Genomic DNA, 20,598 nt, shown 5'->3' with positions numbered 1-20,598 from the left:
ACTAAGATTTAGATAATGAGGTGAAAATCATGGCTTTTGAAAAACTAAGTCATTTCTTCGGAATTTCTGATGAAGATGAGTACGATGAAACTGGATATCAGTCAGAAGCAGATGATGAATCAACGCCTGTTGAAACAACAACAAGCAATGCGACTACTGGTAATGTTGTCGCGATGAATCAAGCTGGTCGTAATGTTTCACGTAAAATTATTATTTTTGAACCACGGATTTATGCTGATGCTAAGGATATCGCAACTAATTTGTTGAATAATCAGGCAGTGATTGTTAACTTTACCCAACTTGATGATAGTCAAGCTCGGCGAATTGTTGATTTCCTGACAGGCACTGTTTTTGCTTTAAAGGGCGAAATTCAACGGGTAGGCGATCAAATTTTCTTGTGCACACCACCAAAGTTCGAAATTGAGGGCACAATTTCAGAGAACTTAAAGGATAATCAGGGTCTCTAATCATGATGATTCTCGGTGTACTTTATCGCATCTTGAGCACGTTGCTCGAATTATATGGGTTAGCGATTATTATTTATGCATTGATGAGTTGGGTACCTCAGGCATATTCTTCTAAGTTTGGTCAGTTGATTGGACGGATTGTTAGTCCACTGATGAATACCATTGAAGATCATGTGCCTAGTATTTTTGGGTTGAGCTTTGCACCAGTAATTGCTTTATTAGTAGTTGGTGGTTTGCAATGGCTATTACGGATGGTTTTTAATTTATTTTAAATTGAGCTGATGAGGGGAAGTGTGGTTAGTCATGGATAGTGCCGTTTTTCAACATTTTCGTCCCGAGGAGCGACCCTTTATTGAACGGATCAATGATTGGCGCAACCAAGCCGTTGACGAATACCGGCCGATTTTAACCAACTTCTTGGATCCACGGCAGATTTTCTTAATTGAATCCGTTTTGGGTAAATTAGATCAGAGTTTTCAATATTGGCAATTTGGTGGCTATAATCAGGCGGAACGGCGGCGCGTTATTTTTGCGCCAGGATATTATACGCCAGAAATGGCCGATTACCAATTGCAGTTATTTGAAATCAAATATCCTCAAAAATTTGCCGATTTGTCCCATGGCAAAATTTTAGGAACTTTGATCAACTCCGGCGTTGAACGTAGCCAATTTGGTGACATTATTACTAATGGTCAGGACTGGCAGTTTTTCGGTGTGAAGAATATGACCGATTTCTTTACTGAGCAAATCAGTAAAATTGGGGCCATTAATGTGCGCGTTGAAGCAATTTCGGATATGGACGTTTTAGTGCCTAGTAACGATTGGGTCAACGAAACGTTATTGATTACGTCGTTTCGACTGGATACGATCGTCGCGGATACGTTTAAGATTTCACGACAACGCGCCAAGGATTTAATTGAAGGGCAACGAGTTCAAGTCAATTGGACCGTAGTTACTCGACCAGATTTCCAAGTTGATTTATTGGATATGCTGAGCGTTCGTAAGTTCGGCCGGGTTCAATTGCGCGCTGTCTTAGGTCAAACACGCAAAGAGCGGTTTAAAGTCCAGATTGGTACCTTACGTCGGCAACCACTTAGCGGACAAAAATAGGAGGCAAGCAATGACATTACAACCAGACGATATTCGTAATAAAAGTTTTGAAACAAAATTTCGCGGTTTGGATCCAGACGCAGTCAAACCATTTTTGACCGAGATTGCCACCGAGTTAGGTGACTTACAAGAGAAAAACCAACAATTAACACAATCATTGAAGGAAAGCCAAGAGCGGGTGGCATATTTTACTGATTTGAAGGATGCTTTAAATCAGTCGATTATTGTTGCTCAAAATGCTGCCGATCGTGTTAAAAACAATGCCCAACATGAAGCTGATGTGATTAAGAGTGATGCTGATAAACAGGCAAAGCAATTATTAACTGAAGCGACTGATCGTTCAAACCAAATTCTCCAGGATGCTTCTGAACGAGCCCGGCATTTAACAATTGAAACTGATGACTTAAAGAAAAATACTCGCGTGTTCCATCAACGGTTACAAGTATTGTTGGAATCCCAGTTGGCAATGATTAAGACACCAGAATGGCAAGCATTATTGGGTCAAGCTGATCAAGGGACTGCTCAAGTTGGGGCCTTGCTAGATCAACAAGCGTCAACGCCAGCTGACCAAAATGGCACCCCGGCGGTCTCCGCAGCAATTACGGCAGATGATGCGCCAACAACCTTGCCCGAGCATGATCTTGCGTCAACACCCGAAGCAGGCGCTGACCCAGAGTCAACAGCTGATGCTGATGAAGTTGCACCAGTTTCTTCGGCTGCCGATATTAATTTAACGACGCCAACAGCAACACCTGTTGATCCAGAACCTGTTGCCGAATCAGACGTGAATACGACACCAGAAGCGAATGCAACTGATGGAGTTGAAGACCAACCAGTTTTTCAGCATCGTGGCAATAATACGCCAGTCCAACCAGAGAATATGGCCACACCTGATGCTCAAAATAATTATGATGGGGTAACGATTGTTTTTCCCGATGAAAACGAGTAAAATATAGACAAGTATTTCTGAAACTAAGCATTTAACTATTATTTAAAGCGAGTCAGTGTAGGTGAGAGACTGATAATTACCAGTTAAACGCGCATCATTTCAGAGAATAATTTAAAACTGTTTTTTAAGTGGAAAAGGCAACTTTTCAAATTAGGTGGTACCACGGGAATCTCGTCCTATAATTAGGCGGGATTTTTTTGTTTTTAAAAACGTGTTCGAGGTGCCAAATGGCTGCTTCTCACACTCTAAAATTAGGAGGATTTTGCATGCGAGTTAAGGATACTTTACATCTTGGCAAAACAGCTTTTCCCATGCGCGGGAGTTTGCCTAAGCGCGAACCAATGTGGCAAGCGGATTGGGAAGAGAATCATGTATATGAACAGCGACAAAAATTAAATGAGGGTAAACCAACTTTTATTCTTCATGATGGACCCCCATTCGCCAATGGTGATATTCATTTAGGCCATGCCTTAAACAAGGTCAGCAAGGATATTGTTGTGCGTTACAAATCAATGCACGGTTTCCGCGCACCATATGTCCCTGGTTGGGATACCCATGGCTTGCCAATCGAACAACAATTGACTAAAAAGGGTATTGATCGCCGCAAAATGCCCCGTGACGAATATCTGGAATTATGCCGGAAGTTTGCCCTTGAAGAAATTGACAAACAACGAATCGGGTTCAAGCGCCTAGGCGTTGCTGGTGATTGGGATCATCCTTACATTACTTTGCAACCGAAATTTGAAGCTGAAGAAATTCGTTTATTCGGTGAAATGGCTGAAAAAGGTTACATCTATAAAGGTAAGAAGCCTGTTTATTGGTCACCATCTTCTGAATCAACCTTGGCTGAGGCCGAAGTTGAATACCATGACATCAAATCACCATCAATGTATGTGGCTTTCAAAGTGGTCGATGGTAAAGGTGTTTTAGATCAAGACACGTCAATGATCATTTGGACGACCACGCCTTGGACGATTCCTGCTAATGAAGCAGTTTGTGTTAATCCACGGTTTGATTACAGTGTGGTGAATGCTGATGGTCATAAATATGTGATTGCCAGTGGTCGCCTTGATGCGGTTCAAGAAGCTTTGGATTTCAAGAATATTGAAGTCTTGAAACAAGTTAAAGGGAAGGATCTTGAATACATCACGGTCCAACATCCACTGTATGACCGGACTTCATTAGTTATTTTAGGCAACCATGTCACCCTTGATGATGGGACTGGTTTGGTTCATACCGCACCAGGTCATGGTGCTGATGACTTTAATGCTGGTCAGAAATATCACTTACCAGTTTTATCAGTTGTTGATGCTCAAGGCATGATGACTGATGATGCTCCTGGCTTTGCTGGTGTTTTCTACGACGATGCTAATAAGATGGTCACTGAGGAGTTAAAGAAGAATGGCGCTTTATTGAAGTTAAGCTTCTTCACCCATAGTTATCCTCATGACTGGCGGACGAAGAAACCGGTTATTTTCCGAGCAACATCACAATGGTTTGCCTCAATTGATGCCTATCGTGACCAAATCTTAGCGCAAATCAAGGATGTTAAATTTAGTCCTGATTGGGGTCAGAAACGACTTTACAACATGATTAAAGATCGTGGCGATTGGGTTATTTCACGGCAGCGTGCTTGGGGCTTGCCATTACCAATCTTTTACGCTGAAGATGGGACTGCCATCATCACACCGGAAACAATCGAACATGTGGCCCAATTAATTGAAAAGCATGGTGCGATTGTTTGGCAACAAATGTCAGCCAAAGAATTGTTACCTGAAGGATTTACTCATCCTGGTTCACCAAATGGCGAATTTACTAAGGAAAAAGATATTCTTGACGTTTGGTTTGATTCCGGTTCATCACATCGCGGTGTGCTTAAAGAACGACCAGAATTATCTTTCCCCGCTGACTTAGTGATTGAAGGCTCTGATCAATATCGTGGTTGGTTTAACTCTAGTTTGATTACTAGTGTGGCGACAACTGGCCAAGCACCATATCGTCATGTCTTATCACAAGGCTTTGTGCTGGATGACAAGGGCCATAAGATGAGTAAGTCGCAAGGTAATGTGATTGATCCTAATGACATTTTCAAGCAAATGGGTGCTGAAATTGTCCGTTTGTGGGTTGCTTCAGTTGATAGTAGCTCTGACGTGATGGTGTCAATGGATGTTTTACGGCAGATTTCTGAATCATATCGGAAAGTTCGGAATACGATGCGCTTCATGTTGGCTAATGTTGCCGATTTTGACGTTAAGAAAGATCGTTTACCAGCAAATGACTTGCGTGATGTTGACCGTTATTTGCTAGCTCGCTTGCATGAAGTCAATCAAAACGCTATTGCGGCATACGATGATTTCAACTTCGCCACGGTCTTCAAACAAATCAATAATTATTTAGTTAACGATTTGTCAGCCTTTTATTTGGACTTTGCCAAAGATGTAATCTACATCAAGTCGGAAAATGATTTGAGTCGGCGGGCAATGCAGACAGTCATTTACGAAGCATTAGTCACGTTAACGAAATTATTGACGCCAATCTTGCCACATACTGCTGAGGAAATCTGGAGCTTCTTACAAGAGCCAGAAGCTTATGTGCAATTAGCAGAATTACCAACAGCAACAGTCAGTGCTGATGATCAGAAATTATTAGATCAATGGGCTGATTTCATGACGTTCCGTTCTGAAGTTTATCGGGCTTTAGAACAAGCGCGGGCTGATAAGTTAATTGGGAAGTCTTTGGAAGCAGCAGTCGTTGTTTATCCAAAAGCTGACTTGATTCCAATGTTGACCGACTTAGAACCAGAATTAGCTGAGTTATTAATTGTGTCGAAATTCCAATTGAGTGAAACCGAAGTTCCCGCAACGGCTACTCAGTTTACGGATTTTGCAATTGAAGTTAGTCATGCTCCGGGCGAGGTTTGCGAACGTTGCCGGAAGACGTTGTTAAGTGTCGGCACTGATCCTGACTTGCCAACGCTTTGTGCTGACTGTGCCAAGATTGTTCGGGAAGAATTTCCTGAAGCAGTAACAGAAGGCTTTGAACCTAAAAAATAATTTTTAAGAATTGAAGAAGAAGGTAAGACTGTGACAAAGAATCTTGTCAATACAGTCTCACCTTCTTTTTCACCAAGTAGGGGGTTAATAAAAGATATGACAGATAATTATTTGGCTGATCCTAAAGTGCAGTCCAAACGGTGGTTGATTTTGACCGCGGTGGGGATGTTTACGTTTATGTCAACACTGGACGGTAGTATTGTGAACATCGCGTTACCGACAATCAGCAAGGACCTGGGCATTCCCATGAATCAATCAGAGTGGGTCGTCTCAGTTTACCTCATTGTGATTTGCGCTTTGTTGTTATTCTTTGGTAAATTGGGGGATATTGTCGGTAAAATTAGAATTTTTCGCATTGGGACCGTGCTCTTCATCTTGGGTTCACTATTCTCCGGATTTAATCATGGCTTAAGTCTATTGCTGGCTGGTCGGGCGGTTCAGGCAATTGGTGCGGCAATGACCATGAGTACGAATAATGGGATTATCACCGAGGTTTTTCCAATTAATGAGCGTGGAAAAGCTTTAGGATGGATCGGCTCCTTTGTGTCTTTAGGAAGTATTGCTGGACCAGGGATTGGCGGCCTGATTTTGGCCAAATTTTATTGGGGTAATATTTTCTGGATCAATGTTCCGGTTGGTATTTTGACCATGATTCTGGGTGCCTTCGTTTTGCCGAAGGATATTTCCTTTGTCAAAACTAAAATTGATTGGCTGGGAACTGTTTCGTTTGCCGTCTTGATTGTTGGTTTGTTTGGTGGCATTTTTATTGGCCAAGATGCGGGGTATCAACACTGGTCAGTCATCAGTCTAATTGTTTTAGCAATTTTAGCTTTAGGTATTTTTATTTATCATGAAAATCGGACCACGACGCCGATGCTTGATTTTAAAATCTTTAAAAATGTCGATTTTTCATTGAGCTTGTTAACTGCCTTTATGATTTTTGTGGTCAATTTTGTGTTTAATGTCATTTCACCATTTTACTTGCAAAATGCGCGAGGATTAGCCGCAAGTACTGCGGGATACTTACTGATGATTTTCCCAGTAGTTCAGGTTTTAGTCGCACCAGTTTCAGGTGCAATCTCTGATCGTATTGGGCCGGAAAGTCTCACGTTCTTTGGTCTAGTATTCATTACTGCCAGTCAAGTTGGCTATTATTTAACGAATTTACAAACACCGCTCTGGTTATTTACCGCGTTTGTAGGCTTAGTTGGTTTAGGTAATGGGATGTTTCAAGCGCCTAATAACACGATTGTCATGAGTTCGGTTAAACGTCAGGATTTAGGTCAAGCTGGTGGGATTAATAGTTTGGCTCGCGAATTAGGGATGATTGTAGGAATAACTTTTGCTACCACAATTCTGTTTAGTGCCATGAGTCATCAATTAGGCCAACATGTGACGACTTATTTGCCTAAGCATCCGGAAACCTTTATTTATGGGATGAAAGTAACCTTTTTGATTTCGCTGGCGTTAAGTTTGGTGGCCACTGTTCTAACCGGCTATCGTTGGTTTAAAGGCCAAGCGAAGAAGAAAGCTCAAGTCCATTAAATATTAAAAGCAATCAGAGAAAGTTGGTTTAACATTTCCTGATTTTTAATATTCAGCATTAAAAAAAGACCTGATTTCAGTCACTCACCGTAGAGTTGGCTGACATTAGGTCTTTTTGCTGGTTTATTTATCTTCAATCCGGGAATCTGGAATCGGGTCAACATCTTTACGAGTTCGATAATCGCTAGTTGTTTCACCACGACTATAAGCTAACAAATGTTCTTTTAATTCTGATTCCATCTTTTGTAATTCACCTTCGGCTGCTTGACGTTTCTTGCGGCCGTCTTGTTGGATCTTCAAGGTCTGTTGTAAAGTTTCGACTAAATCGTTTTGCGTCTTTTGCAGGGTTTCGATATCAACCACACCACGTTCATTTTCCTTAGCCGTTTCAATTGCGGAGATTTTCAGCATTTCTGAATTCTTAGCTAAGAGATCGTTGGTTGTTTGCGAAACTTGACGTTGAGCCGTCACGGCATCTTTTTGACGTAACAAGGTGAGGGCAATGGCCACTTGATTCTTCCATAATGGAATCGCCGTGTTAATTGAAGCTTGGATTTTTTCAGCTAAAGCTTGGTTGGTTCCTTGGATTAAACGAATCTGAGGCGCTTGCTGAATTGTAATCTGGCGGGCTAATTCTAAGTCGTGAGTCCGTTTCTCTAAACGATCAGCGAATTGTTTCAGATCGTTGGCTTCTTGAACTTGCATTTGATCGCCAGATGCCTCAGCAGCGGCTAATAGTTGGGGAATTTCGTTTTCTTCCAAATCCTTCAACTTCACTTTTCCGGCGGCGATGTAAACATTTAAAGCGTCGAAATAAGCCTTGTTTTGGTCGTAGAGGCCATTTAACATTTTATTATCAAGTAACAGGTCGTTTTTCTGATGATCTAATTTAGTAGCGATGGAATCAATTTGGGCACCAATTTTTTGATACTTGGCCGTCAGTTCATAAACCGAGCGTTTAACTTTACCAAAAAGTTTGCGAAAGACATTGTTGTTTTCTGCTTCTAGCTCGCTAGGATTGGCCTCATTTAAACGATACATCAAATCCGTTAAGCCATTGCCGATCTCACCAGTTTGTTGGCTTTGAACTTGGTCCAACATTTTTTGTGAGAAAGCCGACAGTTGTTTCTGAGCATTAGCACCATAATTTAATACGGCGGCCTGGTTTTTAGTATCGATTTGTTTGACCAGCGCTGCAGCTTGTTGCTTCTGGGTATCAGTTAGTCGCTCTAACGCTGCTGTTTCATCAGTTGCGTCAGCTGGTGTTTGTGGCGCCGCGGCTGTTAAATCACTGTTATCAGCGAAAGGGGTCGCCAGCAAATCGTCATATAAATTGGTATTATTTAAATTATCATTATTCTTTTGATTATTTTCCGTCATGATGATCCTCATCGTTTTCTTGGTTTGAGTCATTGGTTGCTGATGTGTCTGGGTTAGTTGGCGTTGGTTGCTGTTTAGCAGCTTCTTTTTCTGCTTGAGTGGATAAATAATCATGTTGAATCTGATTAAGTTCCGCCTGCATTTGTGCGATTGTTTGATCACTTTGACTGCTAAAATCAGGTTGATCATGCTTCTCGTTAACAGAATCTAAAGTTGATTTTAAATCACTAACGTCTTCGGAAACGAAATCGAGATAATCGTGCTTGATTTGTTCACTAAGGGCGGCCAACATTTCGACGCTACGATCCATTACCGCATAAGTGTCGCTGGTTTTCAATTCGTGGTGACTGATTTCTTCATATTTCTTAGCGATTTGCACACTCGTTGGCAAATGCTTATAAAGGAAAGGCGCCGCTTCTTGCAAACGATCAGGTTCTTTAACCAAAGCCGCAAATAAAGCTTTGCTTAAATTGATGGTATCGTGGTTAAGATTAATTGCCCGTAATTTAGGGACTTGTTGCATGGTGGTGTCTAAAGTCACAATTTCTTTTTTGGCATCAGCCATTGTGTCACGGAAAACTTTAATTTCAGCATCACTTAAACCAGATTGTTGATAATGAGTCAACATTTTCTTGCTGATTGGGGCATCGAAACTATCACTTTGTTGGTCGCTGCGCTGTTCGCGGTGACCACGGTGGGTTAAGAATAACAAAACAACCCCAATCAAGGTGAAGACTAACATTGCTCGGAAGCCATCGTGGTCATCATAAGCTAGAACACTGCAACTAGCGAAGATAATCACCCAGGCGGTTAATAAAACGCGCATAATTTTTTTAAATGTCATGATAAACCTCCATCTCACTCAATTACTACCTTGATTCTATCATAATTATGTCAAAGCTGAATAAGGCTAAGGATTGATTTTGCTTATCAGTCCCAAGACGGTGTTGACTTGGGCCTCATCGGGATGATGCAAGCCCTCAGTTATAGTGGATACTGGTAATCATAAAAGCCTGAACGTTAGCGAACTTAACATGATATAATCGAAGCGAGTCGAATAATTTATTTTATTTACAAAAAGTAAGTATTTTTAATTTACATTCATCGGATACTTCGGTATGATATTATTTTATGGGAGTTGGCGAAAAAATGGATTTTACAGAAAAGGTTAAAAGTGATCGGGTCTTATATGATGGTCATATTTTACGCCTGCATCAACAAGTTGTGGAATTGCCCAATGGTAAACCAGCGGAACGTGAAATTGTCGAACACCACGGTGCCGTCGCAATTTTAGCGCTGGCTGACCTTGAACACGCCTATTTTGTGCGACAGTGGCGGTCACCGTTGGCCCATGAAACTTGGGAAATCCCGGCAGGTAAAATCGATCCTTTAGAAACAGATCCTTTGGCTGTGGCCAAACGGGAATTGAACGAAGAAATTGGTCAGTCCGCTTATCAATGGCAATTACTAAGTCGCTTTTATAGTTCGCCAGGTTTTGCAACTGAAAAAATGTCGCTTTATCTGGCCCAAGACTTACAACCAATTGCCCACAAACGTTCATTAGATGCTGATGAATTCTTAGAAGTTAAGTTATTTACCTTACCTGAAATAAATGCTTACCTAACAAGTAGTGACTTTATTGATGGTAAAACTTTATTAGCTGTTCAGTATTGGCAACAATTAGTTGGAGGTCAGCATGAATAAACGTCACCAAAATCAAGAACCGGATATGATTATTGATGTTCATCAACCAGCTGCGGCAACTGATTCTGCCGAACCAACACCAGGTTTATCGCGAGTTGCTCGGCAAGAAGCGTTGCAGCGTCAGGGGCAGGCTTCAACCTATGTGGCTCACCCCAAAATGCGGCGTAAATTAAATTGGACGATTTTGATTGTTAGTGTGTTGATTGTTATTGCTTATTTGGTTTTGTTTTTTGTTTGAAACGTGTTCAGAGTTGCAGCTGGCTATGCCTAACTTAATTATTTGCTCGATCGGTTTTACCGCTCAATCAAATAATTGAAGTTACGCTACGCCGGCTAACCGCAACTCCTCACACTCTACTAAAACGTGTTCGGAGCGACAAATGGCTATGCCTAATTTGATAATTTGCTCGGCCGACGGGGTCGTCCAATCAAATTATCGAAATTACGCTACGCCAAAAGTACGTCGCTCCTCACACTCTATTCAAATGTGTTCAGAGTTGCAGCTGGCTATGCCTAACTTAATTATTTGCTCGATCGGTTTTACCGCTCAATCAAATAATTGAAGTTACGCTACGCCAGCTAACTGCAACTCCTCACACTCTATTTAAAACGTGTTCGGGCTGGTAAATGGCTATGCCTAACTTAAATAATGCTTCGATCTGGTTGCACCAGCTCAAATCATTATTTGAAGTTACGCTACGCCAAAAGACCACCAGCCCTCACACTCTATTCTAAGGAGGGTTTTTATGAAGGTTGGTATTTTAGTGCCGATGGCTGAGGAAATTGGGCTTTATCGGCAGAAATTGTCGGCAGTTGAAACTGTTGAAATTGGTGGCGCTAGTTTTACAGTGGGTAGTTACCAAAGTATTGATTTAGTTTTAGCACAATCTGGTATTGGTAAAGTTCAGGCGGCGATGACGGCTACGATTTTATGTGATCATTTCCAAGTGGATGTCATTATTAATTCTGGTTCGGCGGCCGGTGTTGGTGCTGGCTTGCAAGTTGGCGAATTGGTTGTCGGCGATCGTCTGGTTTATCACGATGTTGATGTGATCAATGGTGGCGATTATGTGTTAGGTCAATTACCTGATCATGATTTGTACTTCCAGACTGATCAACGGTTGGTCCAAATTGTCCAAGCAGCAGCTGAACAATTGGATTTGAAAACAGTGACTGGGCTGATTGCCACTGGTGATCAATTTGTGGCTGATCCACAACGAGTTGCTACGATTAAAAAAGATTTTCCTGGTGTGCAAGCAGTGGAAATGGAAGGGGCAGCAGTGGCGCAAATTGCCGCTAACTTTAACTGCCCAAGCTTAATTATTCGGGCAATTAGTGATAACGGCGATGATGATGCTAGCGTTAGCTTCGACGAATTTGTCGTCCAGGCTGGACGTCATGCCGCACAATTATTATTATTAGCTTTACCAGAAATACAAAAAGTGATTTAATTTATTTTTCAATTGCAATTATTATGGCGGTAATACTTAACCTGAAATTGTAATTGGGGTTAAGGAGTAGAAGCGATTCATGGCACATTATTATTTTGACAATGCAGCAACCACACCGGTTAGTCCCAGCGTTGTGACAGCAATGACGGAAATTCTGCAAAATGAGTTTGGCAATGCTTCCAGTACACATTATTTTGGTCGCCAAGCCCATCATTTGCTGGATCAAAGTCGGCAAATTTTAGCCGAAAGTATTCATGCGGCAGCCACTGACGAAATTATTTTCACCAGTGGTGGGACGGAAAGCGATAATACCGCGATTCTTAGCACGGTGCGCGCTTACAGTGATCGTGGTCATCATATTATTACGACCGCGATTGAACATCCGGCGGTTTTGCAGACAATGGCCTATTTGGAAAAACATGGTTATGAGGTGACTTATTTACCAGTTGACGCTCAGGGTCTAATTTCCCTAGCGGATTTAAAAGCGGCTTTGCGACCAGATACCATTTTAGTCTCAGTGATGATGGCCAATAATGAGGTTGGCAGTATTGAACCGATTGCTGAAATCGGCCGACTGTTAGCTGATCACCAAGCTATTTTTCATACTGATGCGGTGCAAGCTTATGGCGTGTTAGACATTGATGTGCAGCGATTAGGCGTTGATTTCTTGTCGATTTCCGGGCATAAACTCCACGGTCCTAAGGGCGTTGGCTTCCTTTATGCACGTAATGGTGTCAAATTTGTTCCTTTTATGCGAGGTGGCGAGCAGGAGCATAAACGCCGAGCTGGCACGGAAAATCTGCCAGGAATTGTTGGTCTAGCTCAAGCCGCGCAAGATTTGGCCGGTCGTGAAAAAGCCAATAAACGGCAACAGTTGCTGGCTTTAAAACAAGAAGTGATTCAAGTTTTAACGGCACAAGGGGTTGATTTTGCTATTAATGGACCTGATGTTGATCTGGCAGCACCGCACGTCTTAAATATTTGGCTTAAGGGTGTGCCTACCGAGTTGGCCTTAATGAACTTGGATTTGCGGGGCTTTGCTGTTTCCGGTGGCTCAGCTTGCACAGCTGGCAGTTTGGAACCTTCGCATGTACTGATTGCTTTGTTTGGTGAACAGGCACCGCAAATTCGCGAATCGTTACGGCTGTCCTTTGGTAGTGAGAACGATCTGGCTAGTGCCCATGAGTTAGGATTGGCAATTAGTGCCGTCGCCCATGATTACTTACAAAAAAATGCTCAGACAATCTAGGAAGATTATCCTAGTTGACTGACTTTTTGCTATAATGAAACCAGAATATGATCTGGTTCACCTCTTTTGGTGACCGTGATTTGGAGGAATTAACATGGCAAAAGATGAAGCTAAAGTTTTAGGGGATAAACGGACTTTTAAACTTAGTCCCAAAATCAAGGCATATGCTTTACGGGATGTTGGTTTTATGAAAACACCACGAGGCGTCTTTCAATTAGAACGGCCTTTACAAGGCAATTCGCCTTATAATGCGGCTTATATGTTGAAGATGTCGGTTAGTGCTGACTTGACTGCTTTAAAGATGTCAGTCACAGACCGTAGTGGTATGAAGAGCGTTAATATTTTTAAAGATGAAAAAAATGTCGATGAAGTGGAGCAGTTTAATTTCCAAATCGACAATTTGATTGAGCGGGATATCTTAATTGTGACCGCTTAGAAGGAGCTAAAGAGAAAAGATGGATAATTCAAAAACCCGAGTAGTTGTTGGCATGAGTGGTGGCGTTGATTCTTCAGTAACGGCGTTGTTATTGAAAGAACAAGGTTACGATGTTGTCGGCGTATTTATGAAAAATTGGGACGATACGACTGACTCGGGCGTTTGCACGGCCACCGAGGACTTCGAGGATGTCGCTCGTGTCGCAAATCAGATTGGCATTCCTTACTATTCAATCGATTTTGAGAAGGAATATTGGAATCGTGTGTTTGAGTATTTCTTAGACGAATATCGTCATAACCGCACCCCAAATCCTGATGTGATGTGCAACAAAGAGATTAAATTTAAGTCTTTTCTTGATTATGCAATGGCAATGAATGCTGACTATATCGCCATGGGTCACTATGCTCAGTTACGGCGCGATGACGCTGGTCAGGTTCATTTGGTGCGTGGCGCTGATGATAACAAGGATCAGACTTATTTCTTAAACACCTTATCTCAGGACCAGTTACAAAAAGTTATGTTTCCAATTGGCCATTTACGTAAGCCTGAGGTTCGGGCCATTGCGCAGCGGGCTGGTTTAGCAACCGCCAGCAAGAAGGATTCAACTGGGGTTTGCTTCATCGGCGAGCGTGACTTCAAGAAGTTCTTGAAGGAGTTCTTACCTGCACAGCCTGGTGAGATGCGGACACCAGCTGGTGAGTTAAAGGGCCAGCATGATGGTTTGATGTACTACACTATTGGTCAGCGTTCTGGCTTAGGTATTGGCGGCGGTACTGGTTCAAATGATCCTTGGTTTGTTGTTGGTAAGGATATGAAGACCAATACTTTGATCGTTGATCAGGGCTTTGAGAATCCTTTGCTTTACGCAACAAGCTTAAAAGCAGTCAAGCTATCATTTGTTGCTGGCCAAGCACCAGCTGATGAGTTCCATTGCACTGCTAAGTTCCGTTACCGTCAGGCCGATGTTGGTGTAACCGTTAAGCTTGACGCCGATGATCCTAGCCAAGCAACAGTTACTTTCGATGCACCAGTTCGGGCCATCACACCTGGCCAGGCTGTTGTCTTCTACGAAGGCGACGAGTGCTTAGGTGGCGGTACGATCGACGTTGCTTACAGTGAGGCTAAGGCACTTCAGTACGTTTAATCAACGTTCGTTTTGGGTAGAATAGTGCCAAGACTGCCCCAATTGGTTGTGGTGGTTGCTGGGCGATTTAAACCTTAACTGGTTTTTGGCTGAATCGTGGTCAGCTTCGTTGCGGCCGGCGGGTTGTGGAACGCTGCCGACGCTGATTGAAGCTTATTGCTCCGCAATAATTTCTAATACAGGTCTTCTTCTAAATGGCTACCGCCATCAAGAAGAATTTGGCGGCTGACAACCCGGCGGCCTCCACTGCGCTTTGAGTTAGGTTAGTCCACTTTATTTTTGATTGACGTCAAGGCAATATTAGTGGAGCTAGACGCTAATCGCTCAGCAACCACCTGTGGAAACTAACAGAATTGAGCACCACTAATTAGAAAAACAGATTAAAGTATACTAATAGGCCTGTTTGACAAGTTTTCTGGAATTAAACCAGGAACTGCCAGATAGGCTTTTTTGATGCTGACATTCAGTTATGACAACAATTTGAATTAAGTTGCTCTGCCCCGCTACAATTGCCTTAAGAACTAACCAATTTGAAGTGTATTACTTCAACTCCAGACGGCGTGGAGGGATCTTGTTGTCAGCCACCAAATTATTGTTAGTGCTTTAGCACTTATAATAAGACTTGTATCTGAGACTTTGTACAACAAAGGCTCAGATCAATGTCGGTAGCGTTCCACGACAAGCAGCCCGGAACAGAGTCAGACGCAATTTTGTTTATTCATCTTCACAGAGTTTTAACTCTTTTGAACTTTGGCTTTTAATTGGTTCAAATCAATGCCGGCCGCGTTCCACAACCAGCAAGCCCGGAATGCAGTCAGACGCTATTCTGTTTTAACATTTTCATCGGGCTTTAATAATTCTTGGTCTTTAATATTTTTAAACTTAAACCCGTCTGTTTTGTTTCCTTTTGGCAACAACTTGCCGGCAAATCTTGAAGAATTTGCTAAACTCAACTAAAATAAAAACATTAACCTAAATCAATTAGCGATGTCTGACAAATAATTGGGTCACAAATTGATTGGGAACAAGTTTTAGTGCGACATGAAATTAGGGTAAGGGTAGGTTAGGCTATGACCAAAATTTATTTTGTTCGCCATGGTAAAACAGAATGGAATTTAGAGGGACGTTATCAAGGTGCTCATGGGGATTCACCATTGTTACCTGTTAGTTATCGGGACATCACTCGTTTGTCTAAGTTTCTGTTAGAGAAGCATGTTCAATTTCAGGCGATTTATACCAGTCCATTATTACGCGCGCAAACAACTGCGGTTTTTATTAGCGAGCATTTGAATCAGACAATTCCCATTATTGTTTGTCCTGATTTGCGTGAGTTTAATTTGGGCTTGATGGAGGGGAAAACTTTCAAAGAAGTTGAGAGTAAATATCCCAATGAAGTTGATGCGTTTCGTCATCGGCCAGACCAATTTGATGCGGCTAAAATCAAAGCCGAAAGTTTCAGCCAATTGATTTTAAGAATGCGCAAGGTGATTGTTAGTATTGCTGAAAAATATCCCACAGCGACTGATAATATTTTAGTGGTTAGTCATGGGGCGGCGTTAACTGCTTTGATGCAGTCCTTGATTGGCACACCTCTGGCTGATTTACGTAAAGACGGCGGCTTGGCTAACACTAGTTTGACCGTTTTAGCAACGACTGATGCCGGGCAAAGTTTCCAGAAAGTCGTTTGGAATGAGACGTCCTACCTTGGCAAAAAATTAGGCGCCACTGATTCAGTTTAATTTAAAGGAGATGACAGCTTGAACGCCAGTGAACAGAAAAAAATTGAAGCCGAAATTCATGAGTTAACGATTACTTTGACGAAGACGCCCCATGATATTACCGCCTTAATGACTTTAGCGACTGATTTAATTGCCGTGGCCGATTTCAGTCAGGCCCAAGTTGTCTTAGCCCAAGTCCATCAATTAGCACCGGCAAAAATTGAAGTGCCTTATAATCAAGCCCTGATTTTTCATCAATTGAAACAGGATGATCAGGCTTTGAAATTATTGACACCTTTATTGAAAACAAAATTAGTCGGTGCTGCCAGCTATTTAATGGCGGTGATTTATTTCGAACAGCAACAGATTCAATTAGCGAACGCCTTTGCCCTAACAGCGGTGGAGCAAGCAACGGTGGCTTTTCCGGAGTACTTATTGATGGCGCAAATTTTGACTAAGCAGCATTTATGGACAACAGCCAAATCATATGCACAAAAAGCCTATGATTTGGCTAACGATGATCCGGACGCCATGTTTGTGTTAGGTGGTTGCTTATTAAATACGGTTGATCAAAAAGCTCAAGGCGAGCAATTATTGAGGCGTGCCGCGCAACTAGCACCAACGAAGTATCAAACGGCTGTCCAAGCTATTTTTCCCAAGTAATTGATGACAGATTTTCTGCGGAAGTGAGGTGAGTTCCATGGCTCAACAAGAATTAGAAGGAACCGTTGATGGCTTCTTATTTGAAAGTCCCAGCAGTTTATTCAAGATTGTCTCCATTAAAATCAAAAAGGCCGATTTCCAGTGGGAAACGAATACGATCGTCGTGACCGGGAACTTCGCTGAACTGAATTACGCTGAACGCTATCAATTCTTTGGTGAATTAGTTGAGCATCCTAAGTATGGCAAGCAGTTTAGAGCGAATACTTACCAACAAGTGCGACCAGACAGCGAAGCCACTTTGGTTAATTATTTATCAGGTGATCAATTTCCGGGAATTGGCAAAGTCGCGGCTAAACGAATTGTCCGGCAATTGGGGTTAGATGCCATTGACCAAATTTTGGCGGATCCCACTTGTTTGAATCAAGTCGGTCTTAAAGCCGATCAAATTCAGGTGTTGACCGAACAGTTACAGAGCTCTCACGGAACAGAACAGGTTTTGTTAGCGCTAGGCAACTTAGGTTTTGGTCCCCAATTAGTTGAAAAAATTATTGAAAAATATCAAACAGATGCTTTGAAGATTATTCAAACGAATCCTTATCGTTTAGCATTGGATATTCGCCAAATAAGCTTCCGTCAGGCTGATCAAATTGCCGTAGCGGAGAATATTGCCGCCGACGCGCCAATTCGCTTACAGGCAGCTTTAATTCAATATTTGCGGCATGATTTGGCAGTGACTGGCAATACATACGCTGCCGCCCGGGAGACTTTAGCTGGTGCGGCCAATTTATTAGCGCAAACGCGTTCGGAACGAATTTCTGATCAACAAATTGCCGACCAATTGGTTCAAATCGCTAGTGATGGTCGAATCGCCGTTGAAGAAGATCGCTTATATTTGACCAATACTTACTTAAGCGAAATGCAAATTGCGCAGTCGATTCAGCAATTACAGCAGCATCAGATTAAAGCTTGGCCTCAAGCAACTTTTAAAAAAGAATTGCGGGCCTTAGAACGTTGGCACAAAGTTACTTATAATGAGCAACAAGTTGCCGCGATTGAAGCCGCCTTGGATCAGCCCTTAACGATTTTGACTGGTGGTCCTGGGACGGGGAAAACCACAATTTTGAATGCAGTGGTGACCTTATTTGCCAAGAAGAATCATTTTCAATTAGAAATTCGTAAAGGTGAAGAAGAGGACTTTCCAATTCAGTTAGCGGCACCAACAGGTCGGGCAGCCAAACGTTTGGCAGAAATGACGGACTTGCCCGCGAAGACGATTCATCGTTTATTAGGTTTAAATCGGACCGATGATCAGTTTGAGCCATTAATGGGTCAGGATATTCATGGCCAGTTATTAATTGTTGATGAAATGTCGATGGTCGATCAGCAACTTTTCCAAGCCTTACTACAAGCCTTACCAAGTGGCATGCAAGTTTTACTAGTTGGTGACCAAGATCAATTGCCATCAGTCGGACCTGGTCGGGTTTTTGCCGATTTAATCAGTAGTCAGCAAGTGCCAGTGACCGCTTTAACGGAAATTTATCGCCAATCCACTGATTCGACGATTATTGACTTGGCTCGAGATATTAAAGAGGGACAAGTGCCAGATAATTTAACGGCTAATTTACCAGACCGCTCTTTTATTGCTTGTCAGCCCAGTCAAGTGGCCCACATTGTTGATCAGGTGCTACTATTGTCACGCCAGAAGAAATTCAGTTTGGCTGAGACCCAAATTTTAACGCCGATGTATCGTGGGGTGGCTGGCATCGATCAGTTGAATGCATCGATTCAAGAACTGGTCAATCCCCGGAAAACTGAAGCCACTAAACAAGTCACTGTTGGCAAGGTCAATTATCGAATCGGTGATAAAGTCATTCAGCTGGTCAACGATGGGCAACGTGGCATCTACAACGGTGATATCGGTAAAGTTATCGGTATTGAAAAAGCTAGTGCGGCTAATGATAATCAAGCCCAGCTGATCATCGATTTTTCGGGCTTAGAAGTTAGTTTGGCACGGCCTGATTGGATCAATTTAGGCTTGGCGTATTGTGTGTCGATCCATAAATCTCAGGGTAGCGAGTATCAGCTAGTGATTTTACCGTTAACTATGGATAATCGTCGGATGTTGCAGCGCAAATTGCTTTATACGGCGGTGACGCGAGCCAAGGATAAATTGGTGATGGTCGGGCAGAAGGAAGCCTTTGTTCAGGCAATTCTCGAACAAGGTACCGAACGAAAGACCACTTTGGCCTTGCATATCAAACAACAATTTGCCGAGCCGGGCCGAAAGAAAAAGTCGACTGATCCAGCAGCTGCAACAAACGAAACAGAATCCCAGCCCGCAGCTGCTAAAATTAATCGCAAATTAATTCAATTGACCGATGACGAAGCCACTGCACCAGCCAACCAAGCCGCCGTAACGACCACAAACGACCAACTCGTCGAGGAAACCCCTGTGACCGAATATCGCTTAACCGCAAAATTAATTGCCGGTAACACCATTGACCCAATGATCGGTATGGACCAAGTGAAACTAGGGTAATTCAGCCTAAACTCCAGACGGCGTGGAGGGATCTTGTCGTCTGCCGCTATTCTGTCTGACATTTTTTAATTTATTTTTAAACGAGAAGTATCATTAAACAAAAACCCCATTGACAATTTTGCTGTCAACGGGGTTTTTAGTTAGTATTTAAATCCAAAACGGATATTGTTGATTAGTTGCTTGTAGTTGAAACGCATGATGGCCCATATCCTCGCCATCCATTTGCCCATATTGTGCCGGTTGACAGCTAATCTGAATCTGATCGGTCTTAAAAAGATGGACCGCCGGACTATTCAGATGTCGCCCATTTGCCAGCATTAAAATAAAGAGGCCAATGAATTTTAAGAGATTAGGCTTTTCCAGAATAATTAAATTTAATTCCTCAATGTGCGGGTCGGCAGTGGGGACAATCGGCACGCCGCCGCCAAAGTAAGCAATGTTAGTCAATGTCACCAAGTAGGCCTGATCAAAATGAGCTTGTTGCTGTTGCGTTTTCACATCAACTGCGAAGGACTTTTGATTTTTTAGCACAGAAATTAAGTTGATGACGTAAGCCAAATTACCTAAATGCCAGCGATTTAGCTTCGCTTTCAGTGGCGAATGTTCAGTGAGGTGAACGACATGGGCATCAAAACCCATGCCGAAATTATTGATGAGTAACTGTTGTTGTGTTTGGCCAGTTTCATCTTTGATTTGAACCGCGAAAACATTTAAATCGCTAGCTTGCCGAATTTTTTGTAAATGCTCAATGAAGGTGCTGATTTTTTGCTTCAGATGGAGACTACGAGCGAAATCGTTCCCCGAACCAGCCGGGAAATAAGCAATGGGAATTGGTCTGTCAGTAACGTCGTGAATACCATTCAGCACTTGATTGACCGTGCCATCACCACCAACGACCAGGAAAACATCATTTGTGGCCTGACTAGGAGTTAACTGTTGCGCTAATTTGCGGCTAAGACTGGTTGCGTGACCAGAATATTCAGTAAAATAATAATCAAAGTTAATTTGAGCTGTGGTTAACGCCGCTTTTAATTTTGGCCAAACTTTAGCGGCAGCACCACTACCAGCTTGGGGATTAATAATGATCGTATACTTCGGCAAAACAGTTTTCCTCCAAGAATATAGGCTAAATTGTACCATTTCAGATAAAGTTGAAATATTTCAGGACAATGAACAAATAAGAAAGTGGT

The 20,598-nt window shown here is 42.4% G+C and carries 19 protein-coding genes; 16 read left to right on the top strand and 3 right to left on the bottom strand.

The window, feature by feature from the left end:
• Positions 1-29: 29 nt before the first annotated feature.
• The 6 genes from EKM82_RS01535 (at position 30) to EKM82_RS01510 (ending at position 7,124) form a co-directional block, all read left to right on the top strand.
• Positions 30-467 (top strand): cell division protein SepF, encoded by a 438-nt coding sequence (locus tag EKM82_RS01535; protein WP_125766569.1) that lies wholly within the window; start codon positions 30-32, stop codon positions 465-467.
• Positions 468-469: 2 nt separating this feature from the next.
• Entirely contained in the window at positions 470-739 is a 270-nt protein-coding gene (locus EKM82_RS01530) for a YggT family protein (RefSeq protein ID WP_225419630.1), read from the top strand.
• A gap of 31 nt (positions 740-770) precedes the next feature.
• The gene (locus tag EKM82_RS01525; protein WP_125766568.1) at positions 771-1,577 is read left to right on the top strand and encodes a YlmH family RNA-binding protein; all 807 of its coding nucleotides are present in this window, start codon (positions 771-773) and stop codon (positions 1,575-1,577) included.
• A gap of 10 nt (positions 1,578-1,587) precedes the next feature.
• Complete coding sequence (locus EKM82_RS01520; protein ID WP_125766567.1) at positions 1,588-2,526, top strand: DivIVA domain-containing protein; 939 nt, start codon at positions 1,588-1,590, stop codon at positions 2,524-2,526.
• Between the two features lie 266 nt (positions 2,527-2,792).
• Positions 2,793-5,579, top strand: coding sequence for an isoleucine--tRNA ligase (gene ileS, locus EKM82_RS01515; RefSeq protein WP_125766566.1), 2,787 nt, complete (start codon positions 2,793-2,795; stop codon positions 5,577-5,579).
• 96 nt (positions 5,580-5,675) lie between these two features.
• Positions 5,676-7,124, top strand: a complete 1,449-nt coding sequence (locus EKM82_RS01510; protein WP_125766565.1) for an MFS transporter — start codon at positions 5,676-5,678, stop codon at positions 7,122-7,124.
• A gap of 123 nt (positions 7,125-7,247) precedes the next feature.
• Here EKM82_RS01510 and EKM82_RS01505 read toward each other — a convergent pair whose 3' ends face one another.
• Together EKM82_RS01505 and EKM82_RS01500 are read right to left on the bottom strand one after the other, a co-directional pair.
• Positions 7,248-8,504, bottom strand: coding sequence for a toxic anion resistance protein (locus EKM82_RS01505; RefSeq protein ID WP_125766564.1), 1,257 nt, complete (start codon positions 8,502-8,504; stop codon positions 7,248-7,250).
• On the bottom strand, positions 8,491-9,348 hold the full coding sequence (locus tag EKM82_RS01500) for a 5-bromo-4-chloroindolyl phosphate hydrolysis family protein (protein ID WP_125766563.1): 858 nt from the start codon (positions 9,346-9,348) through the stop codon (positions 8,491-8,493). The genes EKM82_RS01505 and EKM82_RS01500 overlap by 14 nt, the downstream gene beginning before the upstream one ends.
• Positions 9,349-9,653: 305 nt before the next feature.
• On the opposite strand from EKM82_RS01500, the gene EKM82_RS01495 reads away from it, so the two are divergent.
• The 10 genes from EKM82_RS01495 (at position 9,654) to recD2 (ending at position 19,408) form a co-directional block, all read left to right on the top strand.
• Complete coding sequence (locus tag EKM82_RS01495) at positions 9,654-10,208, top strand: NUDIX domain-containing protein (RefSeq protein ID WP_125766562.1); 555 nt, start codon at positions 9,654-9,656, stop codon at positions 10,206-10,208.
• Positions 10,201-10,446: a hypothetical protein gene (locus EKM82_RS01490; RefSeq protein WP_125766561.1), complete on the top strand. Its 246-nt coding sequence runs from the start codon at positions 10,201-10,203 to the stop codon at positions 10,444-10,446. The genes EKM82_RS01495 and EKM82_RS01490 overlap by 8 nt, the downstream gene beginning before the upstream one ends.
• 508 nt (positions 10,447-10,954) lie before the next feature.
• Entirely contained in the window at positions 10,955-11,659 is a 705-nt protein-coding gene (locus EKM82_RS01485) for a 5'-methylthioadenosine/adenosylhomocysteine nucleosidase (RefSeq protein WP_125766560.1), read from the top strand.
• Between the two features lie 79 nt (positions 11,660-11,738).
• Positions 11,739-12,908: a cysteine desulfurase family protein gene (locus tag EKM82_RS01480; RefSeq protein WP_125766559.1), complete on the top strand. Its 1,170-nt coding sequence runs from the start codon at positions 11,739-11,741 to the stop codon at positions 12,906-12,908.
• Positions 12,909-13,002: 94 nt separating this feature from the next.
• Positions 13,003-13,344: a DUF1831 domain-containing protein gene (locus EKM82_RS01475; protein ID WP_125766558.1), complete on the top strand. Its 342-nt coding sequence runs from the start codon at positions 13,003-13,005 to the stop codon at positions 13,342-13,344.
• Between the two features lie 19 nt (positions 13,345-13,363).
• On the top strand, positions 13,364-14,488 hold the full coding sequence (gene mnmA / locus EKM82_RS01470) for a tRNA 2-thiouridine(34) synthase MnmA (RefSeq protein ID WP_125766557.1): 1,125 nt from the start codon (positions 13,364-13,366) through the stop codon (positions 14,486-14,488).
• A 55-nt stretch (positions 14,489-14,543) separates the two neighbouring features.
• Positions 14,544-14,717 carry a hypothetical protein gene (locus EKM82_RS11215; protein WP_164508045.1) on the top strand — a complete coding sequence of 58 codons (174 nt, stop codon included), beginning with the start codon at positions 14,544-14,546 and terminating at the stop codon, positions 14,715-14,717.
• 841 nt (positions 14,718-15,558) lie between these two features.
• Positions 15,559-16,227: a histidine phosphatase family protein gene (locus tag EKM82_RS01465; protein WP_125766556.1), complete on the top strand. Its 669-nt coding sequence runs from the start codon at positions 15,559-15,561 to the stop codon at positions 16,225-16,227.
• 18 nt (positions 16,228-16,245) lie between these two features.
• The gene (locus EKM82_RS01460; RefSeq protein WP_125766555.1) at positions 16,246-16,869 is read left to right on the top strand and encodes a tetratricopeptide repeat protein; all 624 of its coding nucleotides are present in this window, start codon (positions 16,246-16,248) and stop codon (positions 16,867-16,869) included.
• Between the two features lie 37 nt (positions 16,870-16,906).
• Positions 16,907-19,408 carry an SF1B family DNA helicase RecD2 gene (gene recD2 / locus EKM82_RS01455; protein ID WP_125766554.1) on the top strand — a complete coding sequence of 834 codons (2,502 nt, stop codon included), beginning with the start codon at positions 16,907-16,909 and terminating at the stop codon, positions 19,406-19,408.
• Positions 19,409-19,555: 147 nt separating this feature from the next.
• Here recD2 and EKM82_RS01450 read toward each other — a convergent pair whose 3' ends face one another.
• Positions 19,556-20,509, bottom strand: coding sequence for a diacylglycerol/lipid kinase family protein (locus EKM82_RS01450; protein ID WP_164508044.1), 954 nt, complete (start codon positions 20,507-20,509; stop codon positions 19,556-19,558).
• Between the last annotated feature and the right edge of the window lie 89 nt (positions 20,510-20,598).

The sequence above is a fragment of the Lapidilactobacillus wuchangensis genome, from assembly GCF_003946645.1.
GTDB lineage: Bacteria > Bacillota > Bacilli > Lactobacillales > Lactobacillaceae > Lapidilactobacillus > Lapidilactobacillus wuchangensis.
The sequence above is the reverse complement of the archived record's forward strand: the minus strand, read 5'-3'. Positions and strand labels throughout refer to the sequence as shown.